The 26,193-nt window shown below is 34.0% G+C and carries 23 protein-coding genes; 2 read left to right on the top strand and 21 right to left on the bottom strand.

Going from position 1 to position 26,193, the window contains the following annotated elements; translation table 11 throughout:
- Positions 1-547 precede the first annotated feature (547 nt).
- From ffh to fapR, 10 genes are all read right to left on the bottom strand, one after another.
- On the bottom strand, positions 548-1,912 hold the full coding sequence (gene ffh / locus MUA37_RS08295; protein ID WP_002510965.1) for a signal recognition particle protein: 1,365 nt from the start codon (positions 1,910-1,912) through the stop codon (positions 548-550).
- A 14-nt stretch (positions 1,913-1,926) separates the two neighbouring features.
- Positions 1,927-2,262, bottom strand: coding sequence for a putative DNA-binding protein (locus tag MUA37_RS08300; protein ID WP_002510964.1), 336 nt, complete (start codon positions 2,260-2,262; stop codon positions 1,927-1,929).
- Positions 2,249-3,469, bottom strand: coding sequence for a signal recognition particle-docking protein FtsY (gene ftsY / locus MUA37_RS08305; RefSeq protein ID WP_002510963.1), 1,221 nt, complete (start codon positions 3,467-3,469; stop codon positions 2,249-2,251). Before ftsY ends, MUA37_RS08300 begins: the two co-directional genes overlap by 14 nt.
- Entirely contained in the window at positions 3,466-7,035 is a 3,570-nt protein-coding gene (smc, locus tag MUA37_RS08310; RefSeq protein WP_107377644.1) for a chromosome segregation protein SMC, read from the bottom strand. Before smc ends, ftsY begins: the two co-directional genes overlap by 4 nt.
- A gap of 54 nt (positions 7,036-7,089) precedes the next feature.
- Positions 7,090-7,803, bottom strand: a complete 714-nt coding sequence (gene rnc, locus MUA37_RS08315) for a ribonuclease III (protein ID WP_369946027.1) — start codon at positions 7,801-7,803, stop codon at positions 7,090-7,092.
- Positions 7,804-8,022: 219 nt separating this feature from the next.
- Positions 8,023-8,256: an acyl carrier protein gene (locus MUA37_RS08320; protein WP_002510960.1), complete on the bottom strand. Its 234-nt coding sequence runs from the start codon at positions 8,254-8,256 to the stop codon at positions 8,023-8,025.
- A gap of 133 nt (positions 8,257-8,389) precedes the next feature.
- Positions 8,390-9,127, bottom strand: coding sequence for a 3-oxoacyl-[acyl-carrier-protein] reductase (gene fabG / locus MUA37_RS08325; RefSeq protein WP_021458903.1), 738 nt, complete (start codon positions 9,125-9,127; stop codon positions 8,390-8,392).
- On the bottom strand, positions 9,120-10,046 hold the full coding sequence (gene fabD, locus MUA37_RS08330; protein WP_002510958.1) for an ACP S-malonyltransferase: 927 nt from the start codon (positions 10,044-10,046) through the stop codon (positions 9,120-9,122). The genes fabG and fabD overlap by 8 nt, the downstream gene beginning before the upstream one ends.
- Positions 10,047-11,027 carry a phosphate acyltransferase PlsX gene (plsX, locus tag MUA37_RS08335; RefSeq protein ID WP_262624493.1) on the bottom strand — a complete coding sequence of 327 codons (981 nt, stop codon included), beginning with the start codon at positions 11,025-11,027 and terminating at the stop codon, positions 10,047-10,049.
- On the bottom strand, positions 11,020-11,589 hold the full coding sequence (gene fapR / locus MUA37_RS08340) for a transcription factor FapR (RefSeq protein ID WP_142019695.1): 570 nt from the start codon (positions 11,587-11,589) through the stop codon (positions 11,020-11,022). Before fapR ends, plsX begins: the two co-directional genes overlap by 8 nt.
- 318 nt (positions 11,590-11,907) lie before the next feature.
- Between fapR and MUA37_RS08345 the strand changes: the two genes are divergently transcribed.
- Positions 11,908-13,488, top strand: a complete 1,581-nt coding sequence (locus MUA37_RS08345) for a M4 family metallopeptidase (RefSeq protein ID WP_002510955.1) — start codon at positions 11,908-11,910, stop codon at positions 13,486-13,488.
- 58 nt (positions 13,489-13,546) lie between these two features.
- Here MUA37_RS08345 and recG read toward each other — a convergent pair whose 3' ends face one another.
- The 5 genes from recG to MUA37_RS08370 form a co-directional block, all read right to left on the bottom strand.
- Positions 13,547-15,592, bottom strand: a complete 2,046-nt coding sequence (gene recG, locus MUA37_RS08350; protein ID WP_262624494.1) for an ATP-dependent DNA helicase RecG — start codon at positions 15,590-15,592, stop codon at positions 13,547-13,549.
- 2 nt (positions 15,593-15,594) lie between these two features.
- Positions 15,595-16,464 carry an L-serine ammonia-lyase, iron-sulfur-dependent, subunit alpha gene (gene sdaAA, locus MUA37_RS08355; protein WP_002510952.1) on the bottom strand — a complete coding sequence of 290 codons (870 nt, stop codon included), beginning with the start codon at positions 16,462-16,464 and terminating at the stop codon, positions 15,595-15,597.
- A gap of 12 nt (positions 16,465-16,476) precedes the next feature.
- On the bottom strand, positions 16,477-17,142 hold the full coding sequence (gene sdaAB / locus MUA37_RS08360; protein ID WP_002510951.1) for an L-serine ammonia-lyase, iron-sulfur-dependent subunit beta: 666 nt from the start codon (positions 17,140-17,142) through the stop codon (positions 16,477-16,479).
- 318 nt (positions 17,143-17,460) lie between these two features.
- Positions 17,461-19,119: a fatty acid kinase catalytic subunit FakA gene (gene fakA / locus MUA37_RS08365; RefSeq protein WP_002510950.1), complete on the bottom strand. Its 1,659-nt coding sequence runs from the start codon at positions 19,117-19,119 to the stop codon at positions 17,461-17,463.
- A 15-nt stretch (positions 19,120-19,134) separates the two neighbouring features.
- On the bottom strand, positions 19,135-19,506 hold the full coding sequence (locus tag MUA37_RS08370; protein ID WP_002510949.1) for an Asp23/Gls24 family envelope stress response protein: 372 nt from the start codon (positions 19,504-19,506) through the stop codon (positions 19,135-19,137).
- A gap of 236 nt (positions 19,507-19,742) precedes the next feature.
- Between MUA37_RS08370 and rpmB the strand changes: the two genes are divergently transcribed.
- Positions 19,743-19,931 carry a 50S ribosomal protein L28 gene (gene rpmB, locus MUA37_RS08375; RefSeq protein WP_002510948.1) on the top strand — a complete coding sequence of 63 codons (189 nt, stop codon included), beginning with the start codon at positions 19,743-19,745 and terminating at the stop codon, positions 19,929-19,931.
- Between the two features lie 60 nt (positions 19,932-19,991).
- On the opposite strand, the gene MUA37_RS08380 is transcribed toward rpmB, so the two are convergent.
- The 6 genes from MUA37_RS08380 to rlmN all read right to left on the bottom strand — a co-directional run bounded on the left by MUA37_RS08380 (position 19,992) and on the right by rlmN (position 26,189).
- Positions 19,992-20,630, bottom strand: a complete 639-nt coding sequence (locus tag MUA37_RS08380; protein ID WP_002510947.1) for a thiamine diphosphokinase — start codon at positions 20,628-20,630, stop codon at positions 19,992-19,994.
- A gap of 4 nt (positions 20,631-20,634) precedes the next feature.
- Positions 20,635-21,279 (bottom strand): ribulose-phosphate 3-epimerase, encoded by a 645-nt coding sequence (rpe, locus tag MUA37_RS08385; protein ID WP_002510946.1) that lies wholly within the window; start codon positions 21,277-21,279, stop codon positions 20,635-20,637.
- Positions 21,279-22,154, bottom strand: a complete 876-nt coding sequence (gene rsgA, locus MUA37_RS08390) for a ribosome small subunit-dependent GTPase A (RefSeq protein WP_021458909.1) — start codon at positions 22,152-22,154, stop codon at positions 21,279-21,281. Before rsgA ends, rpe begins: the two co-directional genes overlap by 1 nt.
- A gap of 208 nt (positions 22,155-22,362) precedes the next feature.
- Positions 22,363-24,345 carry a Stk1 family PASTA domain-containing Ser/Thr kinase gene (gene pknB / locus MUA37_RS08395; protein WP_262624495.1) on the bottom strand — a complete coding sequence of 661 codons (1,983 nt, stop codon included), beginning with the start codon at positions 24,343-24,345 and terminating at the stop codon, positions 22,363-22,365.
- On the bottom strand, positions 24,342-25,088 hold the full coding sequence (locus MUA37_RS08400; RefSeq protein ID WP_002510944.1) for a Stp1/IreP family PP2C-type Ser/Thr phosphatase: 747 nt from the start codon (positions 25,086-25,088) through the stop codon (positions 24,342-24,344). Before MUA37_RS08400 ends, pknB begins: the two co-directional genes overlap by 4 nt.
- 6 nt (positions 25,089-25,094) lie before the next feature.
- Positions 25,095-26,189, bottom strand: coding sequence for a dual-specificity RNA methyltransferase RlmN (gene rlmN, locus MUA37_RS08405; RefSeq protein ID WP_262624496.1), 1,095 nt, complete (start codon positions 26,187-26,189; stop codon positions 25,095-25,097).
- Positions 26,190-26,193: the final 4 nt, after the last annotated feature.

The raw sequence follows: 26,193 nt of genomic DNA on the forward strand, positions 1-26,193 counted from the left end.
ATATTATATTTATATTTTGTATATACAATATCATCAATACAAAAACAAGTTATAGTTCAACTTTTTATTTGTTTTCAAAGATCCTAATTTTTGCATAACAAAACACATAGTGCACCGATTTTATATCGTGCTGACGCCCGAGGAATAGTATGAGTGAGAGACTACAGGCTCGAACCATACCCCCAGGCAAGCATGCACAGTCAAAATCGTAAAGCTTTAAATATCAAATTAAATTTTCATTGATAATGTCATTTAAGTCATACGAGAAACTTTATACTTAAAGTACATCGTTTATTTATTTTTGTAATATTTATTAAATGATACGAATGTGTCTTGTTTTTTAAATAACAAAATACATATTGTACTGATTTTGTAACGTGCTGACGCCCAGGGGAATAGTATGTGTGAGAGACTACAGGCTCGAACCATACCCCTAGGCAAGCACGCACGGTCAAAATCGTAAAGCTTTAAATATCAAAAAGACGAATCCATATTAAGGATTCGTCTTCTTATTTTGACAATGGCATTTATGTCCCAGTCACATCGTTTAAAATGGTAAATTCATACCTTTTAACATGTTTTCCATTTGATTTTTCTTACCTTTTTTACCTTTACCGCCAGAAAATTGTTTCATCATTTTCTTCATTTCATTGAATTGTTTCATAAGACGATTCACTTCTTGTAAAGAACGTCCAGAACCTTTAGCAATACGTTTTTTACGCGACACATTTAAAGTATTAGGATCATTTCGCTCATTTGGTGTCATAGATTGAATAATAGCTTTAATATGATCGATTTGCTTTTCGCTCATATTTAAATTATCCAATCCTTTCATTTTATTCATACCAGGAATCATTTTCATAATATCATCAAGTGGTCCTAAGCTTTTCACTTGGTCTAATTGTTCTAAAAAGTCATCTAGTGTAAACGAAGAACTTCGCATTTTTTGCTCTAAGTCTTTCGCTTTATCTTGGTCGACATCTTGTTGAGCTTTTTCAATTAAGCTTAAAACATCACCCATACCTAAAATACGAGAAGCCATTCTTTCTGGGTGGAATGGTTCTAAGCCATCTAATTTTTCACTCATACCAACAAATTTGATAGGCTTTTGCGTTACCGAGCGGATTGATAATGCTGCACCACCACGTGTATCACCATCTAATTTTGTTAATGTAACTCCTGAAACTTCCAATTGCTCATCAAATGATTGTGCAACATTGACAGCATCTTGCCCAGTCATAGCATCGACAACCAACATGATTTCATTTGGTTTCGCAATTGTTTTAACATCTTGTAATTCATCCATTAAAGCTTCATCAATATGCAATCTACCTGCTGTATCAATGATTACGAAATCTAAATGTTCTTCTTTAGCATGTTGTAAGGCATTTTCCACAATTTCTTGAGGCTTTACTTGATCGCCTTCGCTATAGACTGGTACATCTAGTTGCTTACCTACTGTTTGCAATTGATCAATTGCTGCAGGTCGATAGATGTCTGCTGCAACTAACATCGGTTTTTTATTATATTTTTTGCGCATAAGTAAAGCTAATTTACCTGCTGTTGTTGTTTTACCTGCACCTTGTAAACCTACCATCATAACTACTGTTGGTGGCTTATTGGCCATTGTAATAGTTGAATTTTCGCCACCCATTAACTGGGTTAATTCATCTTGAACTATTTTAATCACTTGCTGACCAGGTGTTAATGATTTCATTACATCTGATCCTAGTGCTCGATCTGACACTGTTTTGACAAAGTCTTTTACAACTTTAAAGTTAACGTCGGCTTCTAACAATGCGAGTCGAACTTCGCGCATCATCATCTTAATATCGGCTTCTGTTACTTTTCCTTTGCCGCGGATTTTTTGCATCGTATCTTGTAAACGATCGGATAATCCTTCAAACGCCATATCGAATCCCTCCTCTATTCATCAATTTCTTCTAATTGTTTAATATATGATAAAACACGCTCTGCATTATCACTGTGTTGTTTAATTTGGTCATATAAGTCTTTTCGCTTTTCAAAATTACGATAAAGTCCTAATTTAGTTTCATAATCTTCAACTAAATCGCCAGTTCTTCTAATATTATCATAAACAGCTTGTCTACTCACATTAAAAGTATCTGCAATTTCACTTAAAGAATAATCCTCTAAGTAAAACATTTGCAAGTAATTACGCTGTTTTTCAGTTAACAACGCTTGGTAAAAATCAAATAAATAATTCATTCGAATAGTTTTAATTAAATCATTTTGTGTCATGTGATTGACCCTCATCATCGGTAACATCATCAGAAGTATCTTCTGCTGGTAGTTCTTCCACATTTTCTTCAATCATATCTGCGAATAAGCCATAAACATAACTTTCAGGGTTAAACGGTTGTAAGTCATCTAGTTTTTCACCTAATCCGACATATTTAACTGGAATGTGCAACTCATTACGTATAGCTAACACAATACCACCTTTGGCTGTTCCATCTAACTTAGTCAATACTATTCCTGTTACATTAGTTACGTCTTTAAATGATTTTGCTTGAGATAAGGCATTTTGTCCAGTAGTAGCATCCAAACACAATAATACTTCGTGTGGTGCTTCTGGAATAGAACGTCCGATGACTCTTTTTACTTTTTCCAATTCATTCATTAAATTGGATTTATTTTGCAAACGACCAGCTGTATCACAAATTAATATATCTACATCTTTATTTTTAGCAGCGTTAATCGCATCATACATAACTGCCGCAGGGTCAGAACCTTCTGCTTGACTAACGACCTCTACACCAACACGTTCTCCCCATACTTTGAGTTGCTCAATTGCTCCCGCTCTAAAAGTATCTCCAGCAGCAAGCATAACTTTTTTACCTTCTGCTTGATAACGATGTGCTAGCTTACCAATTGTTGTTGTTTTACCTACACCATTAACACCAACCATTAGAATAACGTTAAGTCTTCCATCTTGTAAATCCATAGCTTCAGATTGATCATCATTTTGATGGTAAATTTCTACTATTTTTTCAACAATTACTTCACGTAAATCTTCTGTTTCTTGGATATTACGTTTTCGTGCTTCATCACGTAACTCATCAACAAGTTCCATTACTGTATTAAAACCAACATCAGCAGTTATGAGCATTTCTTCTAAAGCTTCGAAGAAATCTTCATCAACTTTACGATATCGTGCGATTAAAGTATTTAATTGTTCTTGGAAGTTTTGTCGTGATTTTTCTAAACCAGCTTTAAATTTCGCACCTAAACGTTGAGCTTCGATCTCTTCAAAGTCTTCAATCGATATTAGACCATCTTCATCAAAGTCAGCTTCTTTTAATTTTTTAGGCTTTTTCTTTGTTTCATCAGTTGTTTGTTCTTGAGTATCCAGTGTTTCATCTTGCTGTAGTTCTTGTTCATCAAGTGTTTCGTTTTGTTGTTCCGAACCTGTAAATTTATCTTTTAATCGTTTAAAAAAACTCATAACTGTTCCTCCTTCATGACGTCATCGATCGTATTAAGATTAACGCTTACTAATTTAGACACACCTGATTCTTGCATCGTAACACCATACAAACGATCTGAATATTCCATCGTGCCTTTTCTATGTGTAATTACAATAAACTGTGTTTGATCAGACAGATTTTTTAAATAATTAGCATAGCGAATCACATTTGCCTCATCTAGTGCGGCCTCTACTTCATCAAGTATAACAAATGGTGCTGAACGTACTTTTAATATTGCAAATAATAAAGCAATCGCACTTAGCGCACGCTCTCCACCACTTAGTAAGGATAAATGCTGTAATTTTTTCCCTGGCGGTTGGACTATAATGTCGACACCTGCTGCTAAATAATCATCATCTGTTAATCTTAATTCTGCTTGTCCACCACCGAATAAAGTTTTAAATACTTCCTCAAAATGACCTTGTACTGCATGAAATGTTTCTTTAAAGCGGTCTTTAACTTCTTGATCCATTTCCGTAATAATTTGCTCAAGAGTAGTTTTTGCTTCTCTTAAATCTGTACGTTGTTCATTTAAAAATGTATAACGCTCATTAATTTCTTCAAATTGTTCAATCGCATTTAAATTAACATTGCCCAATTCTTCAATTGACATTTTCGTTAATTTAACTTTTTTACGTAGTGTTTCGATTTCTTCTTCATTATCATATAAGTCTCGTGCACGTTCAAATGTTAATTGATATTGTTCAGATAAATGATCAATTGCGTGATTAATTAATACATCTAGTCGTGATTGTTCAGCTTTGATGTCTTGGTAACGATTTTCGATGGATAAAATATCTCTATTAGCTTCTTCCAATTTAATATCGTTAGCCTCTATTTCTTCATTGATAGTCACACGTTGCGCTTTTACATCATTAAGCTGTTCCGTAAACTGTTCTTTTTCGGCTTTACTTTGTTCTATATTTTTACGTACATTATCAAATGCTTTTTGACCCGTCATATCTTCAGAGTTGAAGAAGGCAATTTGTTCTTCAATTTTTGATTGCTGTTCCGTAGCAGATTGTAACTGCTTGTCGATACGTTCAACAGTTTGGCGTTGCCCTTTAAGTCTTTCTTTGACTACAGCCATATCTGATTGTTTTTGATGCAATTGCTGCTGCATTTGCGTAACACTTTCTTTACCTTCTTTTGATAACTTAGTATAGACTTCGATATCATTTTCTAGTTGTGCTAACGCTTCTGTAATTTCGGCCAAACGTTTTTTCTTATTTTGTAACGTTGCTTTGCTCGTTTCACTTTGATAACCATCATTTTTTTCAAACTCGAATTCTTCGTGTTCATTTTTAATATGCGCTTCACTTTTACGTAATTTATCTAATTCCAATTCATATTCATAAGCAACTTTTTTCACCTCATTATAGTCTTTACTATAAGTAAAATACTGCTCACTCAATTCATCAGATTGTGTTTTCAACGCTTTATATTGTTGTTCAAAAGTAGTGGTTTGTTGTTGATAGTCGGACAGTTGCTGACGTAAAGTTGTTAGCTCATCTTTTTGTGCTAATATACTTTTTGATTTTCTGTCACCGCCACCAGTCATAGAACCACCTGGATTAACAATATCACCTTCTAGCGTCACGATACGTGTACGATATTTAATATCTCGTGCTAATGCGTTCGCATTTTTTAAATCGTCTACAATAATCGTATTGCCTAAAAGGTTTTGAATGACTTTTTCGTATTGTTGGTCGGTGTTAATTGCTTCTGCCGCTACTGACATAAATCCTGTTGCTTGTTGTGCAGTACGATAAATATCTGTAGCAAGGTGTCTTGGTTGTATGACATTAAGTGGTAAAAATGTTGCACGCCCTAATCCTTGTTGCTTTAAGTATTGTATCGCCGCACGACCATCTTTTTCTGAGTTTACGATGACATGTTGCAACGATGCACCTAAAGCTGTTTCTATCGCTTTTGTAAGCTGTGATGGTACTTGAATGACATCAGCTACTGCACCATGAATTCCAGTTAATTTGTCATTTTTTGCTTTTAAAATATGTTTTACACCATTAAAGAAAAAGCTGTATTCTTCTTGTTGAGTAGCTAAACTATCAATTCTAGATTTCAACTTCTCATTGTAACGATAAGCTTGATGTAACTTATCTTCATATTCTTTTTGCTGTGCTTTCGTTTGTGTTAGCTGTTGCTCACACTGCGATAAATCTCGTTCAACTTTTTTCAACTTGCCTTGTGCTTCATCAAAATTTTGTTGTGTTTGTGTAATATCTGCTTGAATTGTTTTCAATTGTTCATAGACATCAAGTAATCTTGAATCAAGACGCGATTGTTTTGTTTCATTTTCTTGAATGGTATGTTCTAAAAACCGTATGTCATTGTTCACATCTGATTGTTCAGAGATGAGCGTATAATATTGGTCTTTAATTTCTTCTAATTTCTCGTCATGTTGCTCATCAGTTACATAAAGTTGGGACTCATATTTGTTAATTTCAGTAGTTAAGTCTTTCTGTTTTGTTACTAAAGTTTGCAACTGATCTTGTGCTTGCGTTTTTTCTTCTTCTAATTGCGCTATTTGATCTGCTAAATTAGCTTGTTCTTCTTCAAATCTTGCATTCGTTGCTGATTGGTTTTTTTGGCGCTCTTCTAATACGTTTAATTGTCCGTTATATTTTTCTACTGCCTCTGTTGCATCGACTAATCGCTGATTTAACGACTCGATAACTTCATCTAATCGGTATCTTTCGCCTTTATTTTTTTCGATAGTACGTGCATGTTGTGATTTTTCAGCTTCTTTAGCCTCTTGTTTACTTTTAAGTTGATTTAATGTTGTATCTAATTCATTAATATTTTGGTTATAACTTTCAATATCGTGTACCGTGACTATTACATCACTTTGTTCCATTTCTTTAGTTAAATGCTTATATTCTTTCGCAATCGCCGCTTCTTCACGTAAAGGTTCTACTCGACCTTCTAAGTCATATAATATATCTTCTACTCTGTTCAAATTATCTTCAGTTTGATCTAGTTTTTGAACTGACGCGGCTTTACGTTTTTTATATTTGAGCACACCTGCTGACTCTTCTAATATTTGTCTACGGTCAATAGGTTTGGCATTCAAAATTTCATCTACACGACCTTGTGAAATAATACTAAATGCTTCTTTCCCTAAACCAGAGTCTAAAAACAGGTCAATGATATCTTTCAATCTCGCCCTATCATTATTTAAATAATATTCACTTTCTCCGCTCCGATATAAACGACGTGTAACGGTTATTTCATCTTGGTCAACTTGCAATTTACCAGAGTGATTGTCTAGTCTTAATCTTACTTCTGCATAGTTTTGTGCTTTACGATGTTCCGCTCCTGAAAAAATAATATCTTCCATTTTTGCGCCACGTAAAGATTTCGCTGATTGTTCCCCTAATACCCATTTAATTGCATCAGTTATATTACTTTTACCGCTACCATTTGGGCCTACAATCGCTGTTACACCTTCATCAAATTCAACATTTGTATGTTCAGCGAATGACTTAAAACCAAATGCGTCTATCGACTTTAAATATACCATGCTATTCTCCTTAATAAGTCATTTCAATTTCACCTAGTGTTCAGTTGGTTACTTTTATAATGACAACTTACTTTTCATTGTTTTATATGCTTTTTCAGCTGCTTTTTGTTCAGATTCTTTTTTTGTTTTACCTTTTCCTTCAGCTACAGCTGTATCTTCTAAAATAACTTCAGATGTAAATAACCTGTGGTGCGCTGGACCTTCTTCATTAATGAGTCGATACGTTACGTCACCTTTATTTTGTTGGTGTACAAACTCTTGGAATTGCGTTTTAAAATCTACGACACCATCTAATACATCAGCTTCAACAAATGGGAAAATAATCCGTTCAGCAAAATACCACACTGAATCCAATCCTTGATCAAGATATAATGCACCTACAAAAGCTTCAAACGCATCGGAAACAAGTGAAGGGCGCAAACGTCCCCCTGTTTTTTCTTCGCCTTTACCTAATAAAATCAAATCATTTAGTCGTATTTTTTTGGCAAATATTACAAGTGAGGGTTCACAAACTATTGTGGCACGCATTTTCGTTAAATTCCCTTCTGGTAACTCAGGGTATTTATCAAACAAATAACGTGAAACCGTCAATTCTAATACCGCATCTCCTAAAAATTCTAAACGTTCATTATGTTCTAAACGATTCATATTAAAATCATTTATAAAACTTGAGTGAGAGAATGCTTGTTGATACAATTCGACATTATTATATTGTAGGTTTAATTCAGTCATCTTGTGTTGAAATCTCTCTCTAAAATCTTTAACCATATCTATCTTTTTGTTGTTGGTCAATACACTACCTCCTAGTAAACATAAATAAGTCATACACAGTAGATTTTACGTTAATTTCTTCCAAAACTAAAGAGAAAACTAAGATATTCATGATTCTTTCTATACTTGATTTAATGAAATACATCTTACTTTAGTTTATAAATGTTTGTACGAAAAAAATCTGAGCCATGTAAATGTGGCTCAGATTTTAATTTATTATTTTTCAAGACTGTTAATAAAGTTAACAGCGTCACCAACAGTGTTGATTTTTTCAGCTTCTTCATCTGGAATTTCAGTACCAAATTCATCTTCTAATTCCATAACTAATTCAGCAATATCAAGTGAGTCAGCGCCTAAATCGTCTTTAAATGATGCTTCAGCAGTAACTTTGTCAGCATCTACACCTAAACGGTCAACGATGATATCTTTTACTTTGTCGAAGTTTTCCACGTCGATTCACCTCCTTTTAAGGTCTAAGGATAGACCTTTTTATTTTCCCATTTTATCCTATGAAATACAAGTAGTATTTAGAAACACAATGGGCAAAATGACAAGCTTATATGTCATATATAAAGGACTAATATTAGTCCATATACATGCCACCATTTACATGTATCGTTTGTCCAGTAATATATTTTGCTTTATCTGACGCTAAAAATGCTACTGTGTTAGCGATATCTGTATCTTCACCAAAACGTGATAATGGGATTTGTTCTAACATTTGATCTTTAAGTTCATCACTTAAAGCATCAGTCATGTCAGAAACTATAAAGCCCGGTGCCACTGCATTAACTGTAATATTTCTAGATGCAAGTTCTCGTGCAGATGATTTTGTCAATCCTATAACACCTGCTTTAGTTGCTACATAATTCGCTTGACCAGGATTACCTAAAGCACCAACAACGCTTGATAAATTAATGATTGCGCCACTTTTTTGTCTCAACATCTGAGGTGTTACTTTTTGGATACAATTGAAGACACCTTTTAAGTTTGTATCTATGACATCGTCCCACTCTTGTTCTTTCATACGCATCAATAAATTATCACGTGTAATACCAGCATTGTTTACTAGTACATCCACTGAACCGAATTGACTCACAACTTCTTTAATCATTGCTTTAACTTCATCACCGTTAGCAACATTTGCTTGAATTGCAAAACTATCTACATTTTTAGCTTTAATTTCTTCAACAACTGCATCTGCTTTATCTTTACTACCTGCGTAATTGACTGCTACATTATATCCTTCCTCGGCAAGTTGTAGTGCTATACTACGACCAATACCTCTAGATGCTCCTGTTACTAATGCACTTTTACTCATGTTCAACCCATCCTTTTACGTCATCAATTGTTTGAATAGAAGTTAATTTAACATCTCTGTTGATTTTTTTAATTAACCCAGATAATACTTTACCAGGACCAATTTCAATAAAATGATCTACACCTTGTTCAATTAACCATTCTGTTGATTGGATAAATTGTACTGGTGAATATAATTGTTGGATCATATTTTGTTTAATCGTTGCTGCATCTGTAGCTGGTTTAGCATTGACATTTTGAACGACTGGAAATGCAGCGTCGTGCCATTCAAATTGATTAATGTACTCTGAAAATTGTGCTTCAATCACGTTCATCATAGATGAGTGAAATGGTCCTGAAACAGCTAAAGGCATTACTCTTTTGGCACCTAGTTCTTTTCCTTCAGCTACAAGCTTGTCAATTAACGATTTATGTCCTGACACAACAATTTGTCCTGGCGCATTTATATTTGCAGGTTCAATTAACTCTTCAGATGAAGATAATGACTGACAAATTTTATCAACTTCTTCGTAATTTAAGCCAAGTACTGCTGCCATACTACCTACACCATTAGGAAATGCTTCAGACATTAACTGGCCACGTTTTCTTACAATTTTAACTGCGTCTTCGAATTGCAATACACCACTTGCTACTAAACTTGAATATTCACCAAGGCTATGACCCATAGTAAAATCTGCATCAATGTCATTTAATGCTGCATGTAACGCTACACTATGCGTTAATAATGCTGGTTGTGTGTTTTCTGTTTGGCCCAATTTATCTTCTGAATCTGTGAACATTGTTTCTAATACATCAAAATCTAAAGCAGTTTGTGCCTGGTTTAAGATGTTTGTAGCAGAATCATCCACATTGTATAAGTCTTGACCCATACCAACTTTTTGTGATCCCTGACCTGGAAAAATAATTGCTGTTTTACCCATTTATGCTTCACCAACCGTTTCTCTCATTGTTTTGACAATCTCTTGTTCACCTGCTATTTTCGCTTGTTTAATAGCTGAATAAAAGGCTTTGGCACTTGAGCTACCATGTGCTTTAACCACAATACCATCAATTCCGAGCAATACTGAACCTCCATATTCAGCATAGTCCATTTTTTGTGTTAGTTGTGTTAAATCTTTGCGTAAGACCAATGCTGCCAATTTATTTTTAAAACTACTTAGTAACGTTTGTTTAAACATTTTACCAAAAGCTTTAGCTACACCTTCGAGATTTTTCAAAATCATATTTCCAGTGTACCCATCTGTGACAACAACATCAGCTGCATCTTCCATTAAACTTTTAGCTTCAACGTTACCACTAAAATTGAACTCATTTTGGGATTCCATTAAATTAAAAGTAGTTTTTGTTAACGAATTCCCTTTTGCAGCTTCTGTGCCAATATTTAATAGCCCTACTGAAGGTTGTTTAATGCCTCTAATTTTTTGCGCATATATATTACCTAATTGCGCATATTGTAATAGATGTTCTGGTTTAGCTTCTGCATTGGCACCTACATCCATAAATACGAAACCTTTACCAGAAATTGTTGGTAATGTTAATACTAATGCTGGTCTAGAAACGCCTTTAATACGTCCTACTACAAATAAACCAGCCGACATTAAAGCACCTGTATTACCGGCCGAAACACAGCCATCAGCTTCACCTGATTTAACAGCTTTTGCCATGCGCACCATTGAGCTATCTTTTTTCTTTTTAATTGCACGTACGGGTTCGTCTTCCATCGTAATTTCTTCACTACAATGGCGAAAATCAACACGATCGTGTTGAATTGTATTTTGCTGTTCATCTCCAAATAAAATGATTTCTAAATCTTCAAAATCTTTCACTGCTTGTTCTACAGCTTCAAGCACGATGTGAGGAGCATCGTCTCCACCCATCATATCAATCGCAATTTTAACCATTTCCTTCATCCTCACTTGTATAATACATTTTAAAGGTGCCACCAAAAACTTGTTGCTCTTTTACGTATGATTTTACTTCAATTTCATAATATTTATGGTCATTATTGATAACAAAAGCTTCTGCGGTTACCACATCATTTAATTTTACTGGTTTTAAAAATGTTACCTTACTTTCTCTAGTTAAAACAATAGGTTTATGTATTAATGCAACACACAGGGAATTTGCTTGAGCAAATAACACATGGCCTCGAGCAATATAGTTCCGCGAAAATACTGAGTCTTCGCCTATATTAATCATCGACACAGCTTGCTTATTTGGCTCTACATTTATTACATCCCCAATGATTTCACTGCCATCAATGGAGCGAATTCTATCATGATTTTCTTTAGCTACATGTTTAATACGTTTTCTAAGTTCAGGAATATTCAATTGCGTACGGTCTAAACGAATCGTTTGAATGCTCACTGCAAATTTATCGCTTAAAGCATTATCTGTAATAAAAGGGTTGCGTTCAATTTCATTTTTGATTGCTTCTTGTCTTGCCTGTTTTTTTAATTTCATGGCGAACCCTCCTGTTATTTAGTACCAAGTCTTAAACATTCCTCACATATCATAACACTTTCTATTTCTAATCCTCAACAATTATGTAGCATAGTTTATCAAAATTTGCTAAAAACGAAAATTCCTACCATGAGCACTCTAAAATTTTCCACCATTAAATTTTATGAAAAATTCTAATTTTTTTGATTTCTTTTTGTCTTTCTATTGAATTCCAAATAATATAAACGTACAATTTATTTAATTTCACTTTTTAATTTTACTTTAAATGTGAAAATGTTTATACAAAAATTCAGACCACTGAAGTTACGGAGGCTAGTAATGAAAAAATTTATATCTTTATCATTAGTTTCATTTTCGGCTGTTGCTTTACTTTCAAATAATAGTATTCATGCTGAATCATTAACTAAAAGTAACAGTTTGAAAGGTCAACAACTCCAAAAAGAAGTTGGACAAAAAGCAATATCAAATAGTAGTGATGTAGAGCAATTATTGCAAAATAACGCACAGCAAATCATTGAACATTCATCGAAAAAGCACAAAGAAGCTCAGGTCAAAAATCCATTCGCTCAATATAAAGTTATTAATCAACAACAAGATAAAAATGGTACAACGCACTACAGTTTAAAGCCAAAAGTAGATGGAGTCACAGTTGAAGATAGTACGATTAAAGTTCATATCGACAAAAATAATAATGTATCTTTAATTAATGGTAGCATTGATAAGCCACATATCACAGCCGACAATACAGCTAAACTGTCAAAAGACAGTGCAGTTACAAAAGCCTTTGACGCAATTAATCAATCCCAAGATAAAGTTAAAAACGCAAAAGGCTATGACATCGTGAGTAATAATGAACTAACAATTAACAGTGACAAACAGCGTTTAGTTTATAACATTGACTTAAATTATATCGATCCTAAACCTGCACATTGGAAAATACAAATTGATGCACAAACAGGCGAAGTTATCAAAAAACAAAACGTCATTGAAAATGTTGCTACTGAAGGCAGTGGTACGGGTGTGAATGGAGATACTAAGAAACCTTTACATATTGATAAAGCAAATAATAAATATTCTCTTTTAGATACAACACATAATGGTGCAATTGAAACTTTTACCGCAAATCAAAGTGAAATCAACTATAATGAAATATTAAATGATTCTGCAGAATTCACTGACCAAAAACAACGTGCAGGTGTCGATGCACATTTTTATGCTAATAAGGTTTATGATTATTACTTAAATAATTTTGATAGAGATAGTTATGATAATAACGGCGCAAAAATACAATCCATTGTAAATTATGGTAAGGATTATAATAATGCGGCTTGGACTGGACAATTTATGATTTATGGTGATGGAGATGGTGAGCAATTCGCACCATTTTCTGGATCTAAAGATGTTGTAGCACACGAATTAACACACGCCGTTACTGAAAAAACAGCTCAATTAACTTATCAAGATCAATCAGGTGCATTAAACGAATCATTTTCTGATGTCTTTGGGTACTTTGTAGATCCGGAAAATTGGTTGTTGGGTGAAGATATATATACTCCAGGTAAAGACGGTGATGCTTTAAGAAGTTTATCCAATCCGGAAGATTATAATCAACCTGCACATATGGATCAATATTATACAGGTACTGATGATAATGGCGGCGTCCATACAAATAGTGGTATTCCAAATAAAGCTGGTTATTTAACTATTAAAGCAATTGGTAAAGACAAAGCTCAAGAAATTTATTATCTAGCTTTAACACAATACTTAAGTTCTAATTCTAACTTTGTAGATGCGAAAATCGCATTAACTAAAGCCGCAACAGAACTTTATGGAGAAGATAGCTCAGAAGTAGACGCTGTAGACAAAGCATGGAATGATGTAGGTGTCACAGAGTCATAATATTAATTAATACTAGAGGCTAGGACAAAAATTTGTCCTAGCCTCTAGTTATTATTATTTAATCAAAACTGGTATGTAATAAGTTTTCTTCGATAAATACTCTTAAATGGGTGTACGCATCAGTAAAAAACGCTCCTGATTGTATCAGCTCACCAGCTTCATCTCTCGCAACTTCTAACATTTTATAGTCCTCTACAACATTAGCAACTAAAAAGTCAGGCAAGCCACTTTGTTTTACTCCAAAAAAGTCACCTGGTCCGCGCATTTCTAAATCTCTCTCACTTAATTCAAAACCATCTGTTGTTTGTGTCATAATTGTCATACGTTCTATCCCTGTTTCAGTTTTTGGAGAGGCAATTAATACACAGTAACTTTGATGTTCACTTCGTCCTACACGACCACGTAACTGATGAAGCGTCGACAGTCCAAAACGGTCGGCGTCGTATATCATCATGAATGTAGCATTAGGTACATTCACACCTACTTCTACTACTGTCGTCGATACTAAAATATCAATTTCATGATTACTAAACCGCTGCATTACAGTATCTTTTTCGTCCGCAGTCAACTTTCCATGTAATAAGCCTACACGTTGTTCACCATAATATTGTTGCAATGATCCAAACAAGGCAACAACATTTTGAACATCTTCTAAATGCTCAGAACTCTCAATGAGTGGGCATATGACATATGCTTGTCGACCTTTCTGTAATTCTGCTGTCATTTGATTTAGAACTTGTTCATATGCTTCATGTTTTGACCATGAAGTGATGATAGGTTTTCGTCCTTTTGGTAACTGTTTAATTGATGAGACATCCATTTCACCGAATACAGAAATAGCTAATGTACGAGGAATAGGCGTCGCAGTCATGAATAATACATTAGTCATAGCGCCTTTTTCGCGTAATAATTGGCGTTGATTCACTCCAAAACGATGCTGTTCATCGGTAATCACTAAACCAACTTGTTGGAAAACAACATCATCTTGAATCAAAGCATGTGTCCCAATTAAACAATCTATCTCTCCTGCTTTTAATTGCTCTAACAATAATTTTCGTTTTTTCCCTTTTACTGAACCTGTCAATAAAGCTACATTCATAGTATCACCAAATAACTGAACTAAACTTTCTGCATGTTGTTCAGCTAATATTTCAGTCGGTACCATTAACGCAGATTGATAGCCGGCCGTTTTTAAGGCGTACATACAAATTGCAGCAACCACAGTTTTGCCTGATCCCACATCACCTTGCAGTAGTCTGTGCATTCGAATAGGTGCCTTTAAATCACGAAAAATTTCATTCACACTATTTTTTTGCGCATCTGTTAATTCAAAAGGTAAGCGTTCAATAAATTGTTTGACTAACGTAATATTATATTCTACTTCAACTGCTTCATCCGAAGATTTTTCTAAGCGGTTTAACCATTGCATACGTAATTCAAACATGAATAATTCAGTAAATGCATACGTTCGACGTGCTTTCATCAATGACTGTTTATCTTTTGCAAAATGTAAAGCTTTTAACGTGTCAGACAACGACTCCAACTTGTATTTCTTTCTTAGTTCATCTGACAGCCATTCGTGAATAGTAACATCTTGTAATACTTGACGAATCATCTCACGTAATGGTTTTTGCTTGATACCTTCTTTTATCCGATAAACAGGTTCAAATTGTTCTTCTTCTGTATTACTTTGTTGAAAGAACATACGAGTGCCATTAATTTCCTGTTTATTACGTTGCCACTTCCCTTTAATAGTGACCATTTGATGTAACTCAATTTTTTTCTTTAAATAGGGTTGATTAAAAAATACACATTTAACAGCAATTTGATTGACCATTATATGTACAGTTAACTTTGACTTATTGCGACCAAAAAAAGCGACAGTTGGTGTTGAATAAACTTCACCCACAACTGTCACCATAGATTGATCATCTGCTTGATTTAAGTCAATTACAGTATTATCTTCATAGCGCATTGGTAAATATAAAATTAAATCTTCAACTGTATGGATATTCAATTCATTTAATACTGCCAAACGCTTCGGCCCTAAATCTTTTATTTTAGTTAAGGGATACGGGCTCTCTATTAAATTGACTTTTGTCATAATTAATCACCAAATATTTCTTGTTTTAAACGTTGCCCTGTAGGTGTTCCAGCTAAACCACCACGTCCAGTTTCACGTAAAGCTGAAGGCATTGTTTGTCCAATTTTATACATTGCTTCAATAACCTCATCGGTCGGTATTCTTGATGTAACTCCAGCAAGTGCCATATCTGCTGAAACTATCGCATTTGATGCACCCGCTGCATTACGTTTTACACAAGGTACTTCTACCAACCCAGCGACAGGGTCACATACTAAACCTAGCATATTTTTCAAACAAATTGCAAAAGCTTCGGCCGATTGTTGTGGCGTACCTCCAGCTAATTCTACTGTAGCACCGGCTGCCATTGCTGCTGCAGACCCTACTTCTGCTTGACAACCACCTGCTGCACCAGAAATTGATGCATTATTAGCTACAACAAAACCAAAAGCACCCGATGTTAACAAGAAATTTAGCATATCTTTTCTTGAAGGATTTAATCTCGGTTTCAAACCAAATAATACACCTGGAACGACACCAGCAGAACCTGCAGTTGGTGTAGCACAAATTTTGCCCATAGCAGCATTAACTTCATTTGTAGCAACTGCTTTGCTTACTGCATCTAAGAGTGTATTACCTGCTAATGATTGACCACTAGCAATATAATTTTTAATAAGTACTGCATCACCACCAGTTAAACCAGTAGTTGATGTCACGCCCTCAAGTCCTTCATCCAATGCATTTTCCATAGTTTGTAAGTTTTTATCCATATTTGCATATACTTCATCAGCTGTTAGTCCAGTGATACTCATTTCTTGTTCTAACATTACTTCATGAATTTTTTTATTTTCTGTTTCACAAATTTCCACTAATTCCTTTACACTTTTAAACATGCTATACCTCCATTAGGCGTCGCCCATGAGTGAAACAGTCACTACACCATCGACGTTTTTAATTTTTTCTATAATATCTTCGTTTATAGCATCGTCTAATTCGCAAGTCATTAATGCCTGATCGCCTTTTTCTTTTCTTGAGACTTGCATGCTACCAACGTTAATGCTCGAATCCCCAAGAATATTCGCAACACGCCCTATCGTACCAAATGTATCTTTATGGAAGACTAGTAGTGCTGGATAATTACCACTGATAGCGATATTAAAGCCATTGATCGCCACTACTTCTATTTTTCCTCCACCAATAGACACACCTTCTACAGAAATTTCTTTTTCACCATCACGCATATTTAGAATAGCAGTGTTGGGATGTGAGCGTTCTTCTGCCATTTCTATGAAGTTTACTTTCATTCCGACCTCTTCTGCTGTTTGTAAACTACTTTTAATACGATCATCATCTGTATCATAACCTAATAAGCCACCTACAAGTGCAACGTCCGTACCATGCCCTTGATACGTTTCCATGAAAGAACCATATAAATATATATCTACTTGTTTTGGTACTTGACCAAATAAGTCTTTGGCTACTAAACCAATTCTTACAGCACCTGCAGTATGTGACGATGATGGTCCAACCATAGTCGGACCTATAATATCAAATACACTTTTATATTTCATAATTATACCCCACTCTTAATTTTAATGTTTCTAAAGTGTTGCGCTTACATTTCCTAATGCTACATTATTATAACAAGAGAGTAAGCTTTTATAAACCGAAACTGGTTATAATGCTTATTCATAATGCTACTTCAACCATTGCTCAACGATGAAACTTTAAATAAACAGCACAAAAAAGAGCGGAAGTGAAATCAAATCCAACAAAAATTGATTTCCTATTCCCGCCCTAACCAGTATCTTGTTATGATTTAAACGCCTAAAAGACTAATTTAAACAAAACCATATTATTAAAAGATACTGTACCAGCTACCTTTTAATTTATTCCACTGAAAATAAATAAGGATATACTGGTTGCTGACCATGATGTAAATCCATTTCTATTTCTGGGTATTCCGCTTCTAACCATTGTTCAATGGCTGCAGTCGTATCATCATCAGCCTCTGCTCCTGCAATAATAGTAATGATTTCGCTGTCCTCTTCAATCATGTCTTGTAGTAATTGTTGAACCGCTATATTTTGCTCAACATTACTTGTCACAATTTTGTCTTCTGCTAAGCCCATAAATGCATCTTTTTTAATTTCCACACCATCAATTGTAGTATCTCTTACCGCGTAAGTAATTGCACCGGATTTAACTACAGATAATGATTCAAGCATACGTTTTTTATTGTCAGTTAACGTATCTTCTTTATCATAATTAAACAGCGCTGCAATGCCTTGTGGAATTGAACGTGTAGGCACTACAAGTGCTTCTACATCTACAATATCTGCTGCTTGTTCACTAGCCATTTGAATATTTTTGTTATTAGGTAAAATCAACGCACGTTTACAATTTGATTGTTTAATCACATCAATGATATCCTGCGTAGATGGATTCATCGTTTGACCACCATGAATTACATGTGTAGCACCCATCGATTTGAATAACTCAGAGATACCTTCACCCATAGAAATCGTAATAACTGCAGTTTCTACGTTAGAAGTGGTAGTTTCAGTTTGAGCTGTTTGGTTGTTTTGTTCTTTTTTAATTACCTCTCGATGTTGTTCACGCATATTTTCGGATTTCAATTTAATTAATTCGCCGTATTGCTGACCATAATTAAATACATCACCAGGTTTTTCAGTATGTACATGAACTTTTACAATTTCATCATCATTAATTACTAATAATGAATCGCCAAATTGACTCATATCTTCTCTAAACTCATTTTCATCAAATGTTTTAGCTTGTTCATCAAATTTAACCATCATCTCAGTACAGTAACCGTAAACGATATCCTCAGTATTTATCACACCATGAAAATCATGTGCTTCAGTCACTAATGATTCAGCGTCTATTTTTTGGCTATTATCTTCTATAGTTTCACCTTTTAAAGCCGCTAAAAATCCTTCATAGACCAATACTAAGCCTTTACCGCCACTATCAACTACACCTACTTCTTTTAATACTGGTAGTAAATTAGGTGTATTATCTAAAGATTCTTTGGCACTTTCTACAACGAAAGACATAAGTTCCAAACAATCTTCTGTCGATTGTGCTTTATCAATTGCTGCACTGCCAGCATCTTTAGCTACAGTTAATATTGTCCCCTCAACTGGCTTCATGATTGCTTTATAAGCTGTGTCAACACCAGCCTGTATACTTTCAGCGAGTTGTTGTGCATTGATTTCTTCGTTTTCTTCAAGTGCCTTACAAAAACCTCTGAAAATTTGGGATAAAATCACACCTGAATTACCTCGCGCACCCATTAAGAGCCCTTTTGAAAATGTTTTTCCTAATGCTCCTATATGATTGGATGAATTGTGCTCGACTGCTTCTCTTCCTGAAGTCATTGTTAAATTCATATTTGTCCCCGTATCACCATCAGGAACAGGATACACGTTGAGTGAATCCACTAAGTCTGCATGTTTTGATAAGTTTTGCGCCCCTTGTATTATCATATCGGCAAAAAGCTTACCATTAATTGTGCTAACCATTTCTATAATATCCTCCTAGTTTTTCATGCCGTTATTTATGCGCACACCTTGTACGTATATATTAATTGCTTTTACTTTTATTTTTAATGTTTGTTCCAATGTATATTTAACTGTAGATTGAACATTACTTGCGACCTCAGATATTTTGACACCATAACTTGTGATAATATACATATCCACAACTATTTCACCTAAATTTTCTTTAACCACAATACCTTTAGCATAATTTTCATGCCCAAGTATTTCTGCAATGCCATCTCTAACTTGTTGTCTTGAAGCCATTCCTACAATGCCATAACATTCCACTGCTTTACTACCAACAACGTTAGCTATCACTTCATTTGAAATATTGATATTACCATAATCATTTTTAATTTCCAATGTCATTTTATAGGCCCCCTCAAAATTTTCCCTCAACAGATGTTTGATTGTTTAGAATTACAATTAACGCATCGTAGAAAAATCTACTATATTTCACATCGTATAATTATAGCATAATTTATTCACTGTAAAAGTACAATGTTAAATATTTATAATTTTATTGCCATGACTTTCAATTTATGATATATTATCCAAGTATGTAGTAGACACGTGTATTTATATTTATTAAAGGAGGTACTTTCATGGGCAAACAATGTTACGTAACAGGTCGTAAAGCTTCAACTGGTAACAATCGTTCACACGCTTTAAATTCTACTAAACGTAGATGGAATGCTAACCTTCAAAAAGTTAGAATTCTTGTAGACGGAAAACCTAAAAAAGTTTGGGTTTCTGCACGTGCTTTAAAATCTGGTAAAGTTACTAGAGTTTAATAAATATAATGCACATTAAAAAGACCAGTCCTTATGTGGAGGATTGGTCTTTTTTTATGTTTAAGCATCTTTACTTTTAATCATTAACAAACTACCATTATCGATTATCACTTTGCCCCGTTCCTCATTCAACTCATTAGACACTGTTAATGTAGAACCGAGTGCTAATGTCTGATTGAATAATTCGTATTTAAAATGTTGCAATGTAATCGTAACTGGATAAATGACTGGTATAAAAGATACATACTGATAAGATTCATCTCTACTAACTATGTGCTGACCCTGTGGTAAATATTGTATTTCATTTTGAGCATCAATGATACGCAAATTGACATTACCTTGATGATATTCAGGCTTTTCTAAAATTTGCAAAGCACCCATAAAATGATCCAATCGCGCCCCAGTAGCACCATATATTTCTATATCATCATATCCTGCATCAATTGCTTCTGCTATTGCTAGTGCTAGATCTGTATCATCTTTTTCAGCCTCAACGGGGTTTATGTTCAGCGTTTCAACAAGTAACATTCTTTCTTTATCTGTGACTGAATCAAAATCTCCGACAGCCAGCTTAGGTGTAATGTCATGTTGTATTAAAATGAGCGCGCCTCTATCTACACCAATCCAGTGGTCATCATTTGCGGTTTCGAGTAATTGAGCCGGCAAATTACGGTTACCACATAGAATTTTAGCTTTCATATTATCAACCTTTCAGTTGTTTTGTCGCAGTTGCATAATCATTATGTCCAAAGAAATAGGAACCAGCGACTAACATTGTTGCGCCTTTGTTAATGACTTGTTGAGCTGTCATATCATTAATGCCACCGTCAACTTCAATATCAAAAGTTAAATTTAGTTGTGATTTCAACTCAGCTAAACTTTCTATCTTAGCTAGACTATTTTCGATAAATGCCTGGCCACCAAAACCTGGATTCACTGTCATAATTAGAACATAATCTACCATGTTTATAATTGGTTTAATGGCATCTATAGGTGTACCCGGATTCAAAACCACTCCAGCTTTCACATTTTGATTTTTAATCTGTTGCACTACCCTATGTATATGAGGTGTTGCTTCTACATGTACTGAAATCATATCTGCACCGTGTTGCGCAAATAATTCAACATATTGTTCAGGTTGTTCAATCATTAAATGGACATCAATGGGTAATGTTGTTCCTTTACGTACTGCTTCTAAAATAGGTAATCCTATTGATATATTTGGAACAAATTGTCCATCCATCACATCAAAATGGACACCATCTGCACCTGATGCTTCTATTTGTGTTAACTCTTCTTGTAATTTTAAAAAATCTGCTGATAATAATGAAGGATAAATTTTTGCCATTAGTATCGTTCCTTTCTGTTACTAATTTCGTTGTATAATTGAACATAATGATCATAACGAAATTGGGCAATGTTGTTATTTTCTAACTCAATTTTGACATTACATTTTGGTTCTTTTATATGGTTGCAATCTCTAAATTTACACAACTCCCCATATTCAGCAATGTCGACAAAATACGATTTTAGTTCTTCTTTTTGAATATGATCAAAATCTAATGCACTAAAACCTGGAGTATCTGCAATAAAACCATTATGCCGTTCATACAATTCTACATGTCGTGTAGTATGACGACCTCGATTTAATGATTTAGAGATATATTGCGTTTCAATATTTAACTCTGGGAAAAAGTGATTTAATAAAGTGGACTTACCAACACCTGACTGACCACTTAATACTGCTAAACCATTTCCCCAAGCGTCAAAAATTGCAGAAATATCATCTTCTAATCCAACGAATTGTGTTTGGTAACCCATAGCTTCATAAATTGTTAGAAGCTCTGTAATTTTGTGAACTTCTTCCGTCGTCAAAAGATCTTTTTTCGTAACTAAAATGCGCGGCCGCATATGATATGAGTGAGCAATAACCAAAAATCGATCTAATAGTTGTGTAGAAAATGATGGTTCTATCGCACTCATCACTATAATTAAATGGTCTACATTACTCACAGGTGGACGTTTAAGTTCATTTTTTCTAGTATGCACATTTTGTATATATCCTTCAGTAATATTTTCAACTTCAAAATCCACTACATCACCCACAATAGGTGAAAACTTATTTTTTCTAAATAATCCTCTAGGCTTAGTATCAAACATTTCACCATCGACATCTACACGATAAACGCCACTCAAAGATTTAATAATACGGCCTGTTTTCAATCTAGCACCTCTCTTCAGTATGTTTACTTCTATTATTATAGCAAAGGCTTATAAAATTAAATAATAAATAATATTAATTAAAAAAGGTTAGATAAAAAGTAGTAATGACATAAAGTAAAGCTTATACATGCACTTAACTTCACTTTATGCCAAATCGAGCACTTCTCAGTCACTCAATTCACTACTTTATCTAGCCTTCCATCAATTATTAAAAATCATATGGTATGTCTTTATCTGCGATTATTTTGCCATCTAAACGGACAGTATAACCTGCAGTTTCACCTTTTTCTATTTTCATAGGTATTTTAATTGTTTTGTCATCTTTAATTTTGAAAGTTTGAGTTGCAGAAGAACCAGAATGATCTTTGTCACGAACATAAACTTTAACTTCTTGACTCTCATCGTCTTCGCCACCATAATTTATATTGAAAGTTTCAGTATATGTTTTTACGTCTGACTCATCATCTTTTTCTTCTTTACCTTTAGAAACTACAAAACTAACTGTTGAACCTTCATCAACTTCTTCATCTTTTGGAGATTGACTAATAACCGAGTCTTTCTTAATGCTATCATGATTGCGCTCTTCGGTTACAGCAACATCAAAACCTTTGGCTTCTAGCGCTTCTTTCGCTTCTTTAAATGGTTTTTTCTCGTAATTGTCGACATGTACTTGTTTAACACCTAAAGATTGCGTTAGTTTAATTTGGCTAGACAATTTAACTCTATCGCCTGCAGTTTTATTTTGATCTTCAATTAATCCTTTTGGTGTATTATTTTTCGTATATGATTCAGTGACTTTTACATTATCAAAACCAAGATTTTCTAATTTGTCTAATGCCTGTTCTTTAGATAAACCATAAAGATTCGGCATTTCTTTTTTATTAGGTCCTTTTGATAATACTATATCAACTGTGCTTTTTTCTTCTAATCTTTGACCCTTTTTAGGTGATGTTTTAATAATTTTGTTTTCATCATATTTGTCACTATATGCTCTAGATATTTCACCTAATTTTAAATTATTATCCTTTAATGTTTGTTCAGCTTCTTTTTCTGTTTTACCACTTAAGTCAGGAGTTTCTAAATATTTATTGCCAAACATCCCCATAGCTATAAAACCGAATAAGCCAAATAATAATAAAACGAATATGAAGGCATAAAAGAACTTTTTATATTTGGATCTTTTTTTAGTTGGCACCGCATAGATTTGCTCTTCTGATGACTGGAATTTTTGTTGTTCTACAATTGGTATTTGCATCGTTTGGTCGATGTCTTTAATTTGTTCTTGTTTGGCTTTATTTGCTATTTCATCTTTATCAATAGCAATCGTTTGAGTTGTCATATCTTCGGATACATATTTATCCTCAGCGGCACGTTCAGATGACAATGCACTGTTTAAATCTGTTGTCATTGCATCTATAGATTGATAGCGATCTGCCTTATCTTTTTCAGTAGCTTTCAATACTACATTACTTAATGCTTGAGGAATTTCTGTACGATGATCTGAAACATTAGGTATTGCTTCTTGAATATGTTTAATAGCAATACTAATTGCATTTTCACCATTAAAAGGTGGTTTACCTACAAGCATTTCATATAATACTACGCCAATTGAATAAATATCTGTACCACTATCAGTTGCTTCACCTCTTGCTTGTTCTGGTGACAAATATTGCACAGTTCCTAAGACGTGATTTGTTTGCGTCATTGTCGTTTCGCTTAAAGCTTTAGCAATGCCAAAATCAAGTATCTTAAGTGTTTTGTCTTTTTCAATTAATATATTTTGAGGCTTAATATCTCTGTGTACAATACCCGTATCATGTGCATGTTTAATACCATCAAGAATTTGATTAGTAAAATTCATAACTGTATCAATTTCTAACGGACTATGTGCCTGAATAAACTCAGACAATGTTGGTCCTTCAATATATTCCATTACTATAAAAAAGCTCGATTCATTCTCAGTTACATCGAATACTTTAACAATATTTTCGTGGGACAATTGTGTTAGATTATGTACTTCTCGTTCAAACCGTTTAATCGTTTCTTCTTTTTCACCATGAGAAATCGTAATTGCTTTAATAGCAACTTTACGATTTAATATCGTATCTTCAGCAAGATAGACGTTGCTCATTCCACCGCCACCAAGTTTTTCTAACACTTTGTAACGATCATTCAACGTTGTACCTATCATACTTTATCACCTTCAATCTTAGCTAGTATTATACTAATATTATCATTGGAATCATTCGTCAATGCGATATCAATAAGCGAATGTCCTAAACTATCCATTGTTGCATCTTCATCATTCAAAATATCTTGAATCGGTTTATTTTTAACATAATCGGTTAATCCATCTGTATTTAACATCAAAAAATCATAGAAATTAGTTTTTTTCACAAATATATCCGGTGATACTAATTTATCTGTCCCCATTACCTTCGTAATAATATTACGTTGTGGATGATTAAATGCTTCTTCTTCTGTGATTTGACCAATCATTACTAAATGATTAACAAAAGAATGATCATTTGTAATTTGTTCAACTTCTCGACTATTCACTAGATAAGCACGTGAATCACCAATATTTGCTACTACTACATACTCATCAAAGACTAATGCACAGACACAAGTGGTTCCCATTCCACTATATTCAGGGCGGTCTGTCGATAACTGATAAAGTTCTCTATTAATACGTTTTAATGTTGTACGTAACCAACTTTCTGCCTGATCAGGTTCTATCAGATTTTCTTCTTCAAAACATTTTTGCAGTTCGTTTGTTACGTATTGGCTAGCAATTTCACCTGCTAGATGACCTCCCATGCCATCACATAAAACAAGCAATTGCTGCTGTGTTTTATTGTAAAATATGCCACCTGTATCTTCATTATTTTCACGGTATTGACCTTTGTCAGAATAAATTTGTGCCTTTAGCATTTGGTTCTACCTCGTTTCTACTTGACGTTCCTTTGCTCTTAATTGACCACAAGCTGCATCAATTTCAGAACCTTGTTCACGTCTAATTGTTGCATTAATACCTAATCGTTTAAGTTCTTTTTCAAATTTGAAAATATCTTCTTTTGGCGTTTTTACATAATTACGTTCAGGTACATGGTTTACTGGAATTAAGTTCACATGACAATTCAATTTTTGAATAAGATGTGCTAATTCACGTGCATGTTCTAGTTGGTCATTGACACCACCAAATAAACCATACTCAAATGTGATACGACGGTTTGTTTTCTCTTGATAATAATGAATAGCTTCCATCAATTTTTCAACATTATAAGCTCTATTTATAGGCATTAATCTTGAACGTATTTCGTCTTTTGCTCCATGTAAACTCACTGCAAAATTAATTTGAATATCTTCATCAGCAAAATCATAAATACGCGGTATAATACCAGATGTTGAAACTGTAATATGTCTCGCACCAATGTTTAAACCATTATCGTTATTTACTATTTTTAGGAAATCCATCATTTCATCATAGTTTTCAAACGGTTCTCCAATTCCCATAATAACAATTTGAGAAACGCGTTCTTCTGATTCGTCTAAGGCCTTTTGTACAGTAAGTACTTGTGAAACAATCTCTCCTGCTTCTAAGTTACGTTTCAAACCTCCGAGTGTGGACGCGCAGAATGTACAACCAATTCGACAACCTACTTGTGTCGTAACACACACCGAATTACCATATTCATGTCTCATTAATACTGTTTCTATTGTATAGCCATCCTGTAATTCAAATAAAAACTTAATTGTACCGTCTTTACTTTCTTGTTTAACTACCGTTGTTAATGTAGTAATTGCAAAATGTTCGCTTAGTAGATTTCTTAATTCTTTTGACAAGTTTGTCATTTCATCTATACTATCAACACGTTTTTCATATAACCATTCAAAGATTTGTTTTGCTCTGAATTTTTGTTGGCCATGTTCTACCAACCAATTTTGCATTTCATCGTAACGCAAAGAATAAATCGATTGCTTTTCAAAATCTGGAAGAAATTTATTTTTCTTCTTTTTTTCCGTTGTAATCATAATA

The organism is Staphylococcus arlettae (assembly GCF_025560845.1).
Lineage (GTDB): Bacteria > Bacillota > Bacilli > Staphylococcales > Staphylococcaceae > Staphylococcus > Staphylococcus arlettae.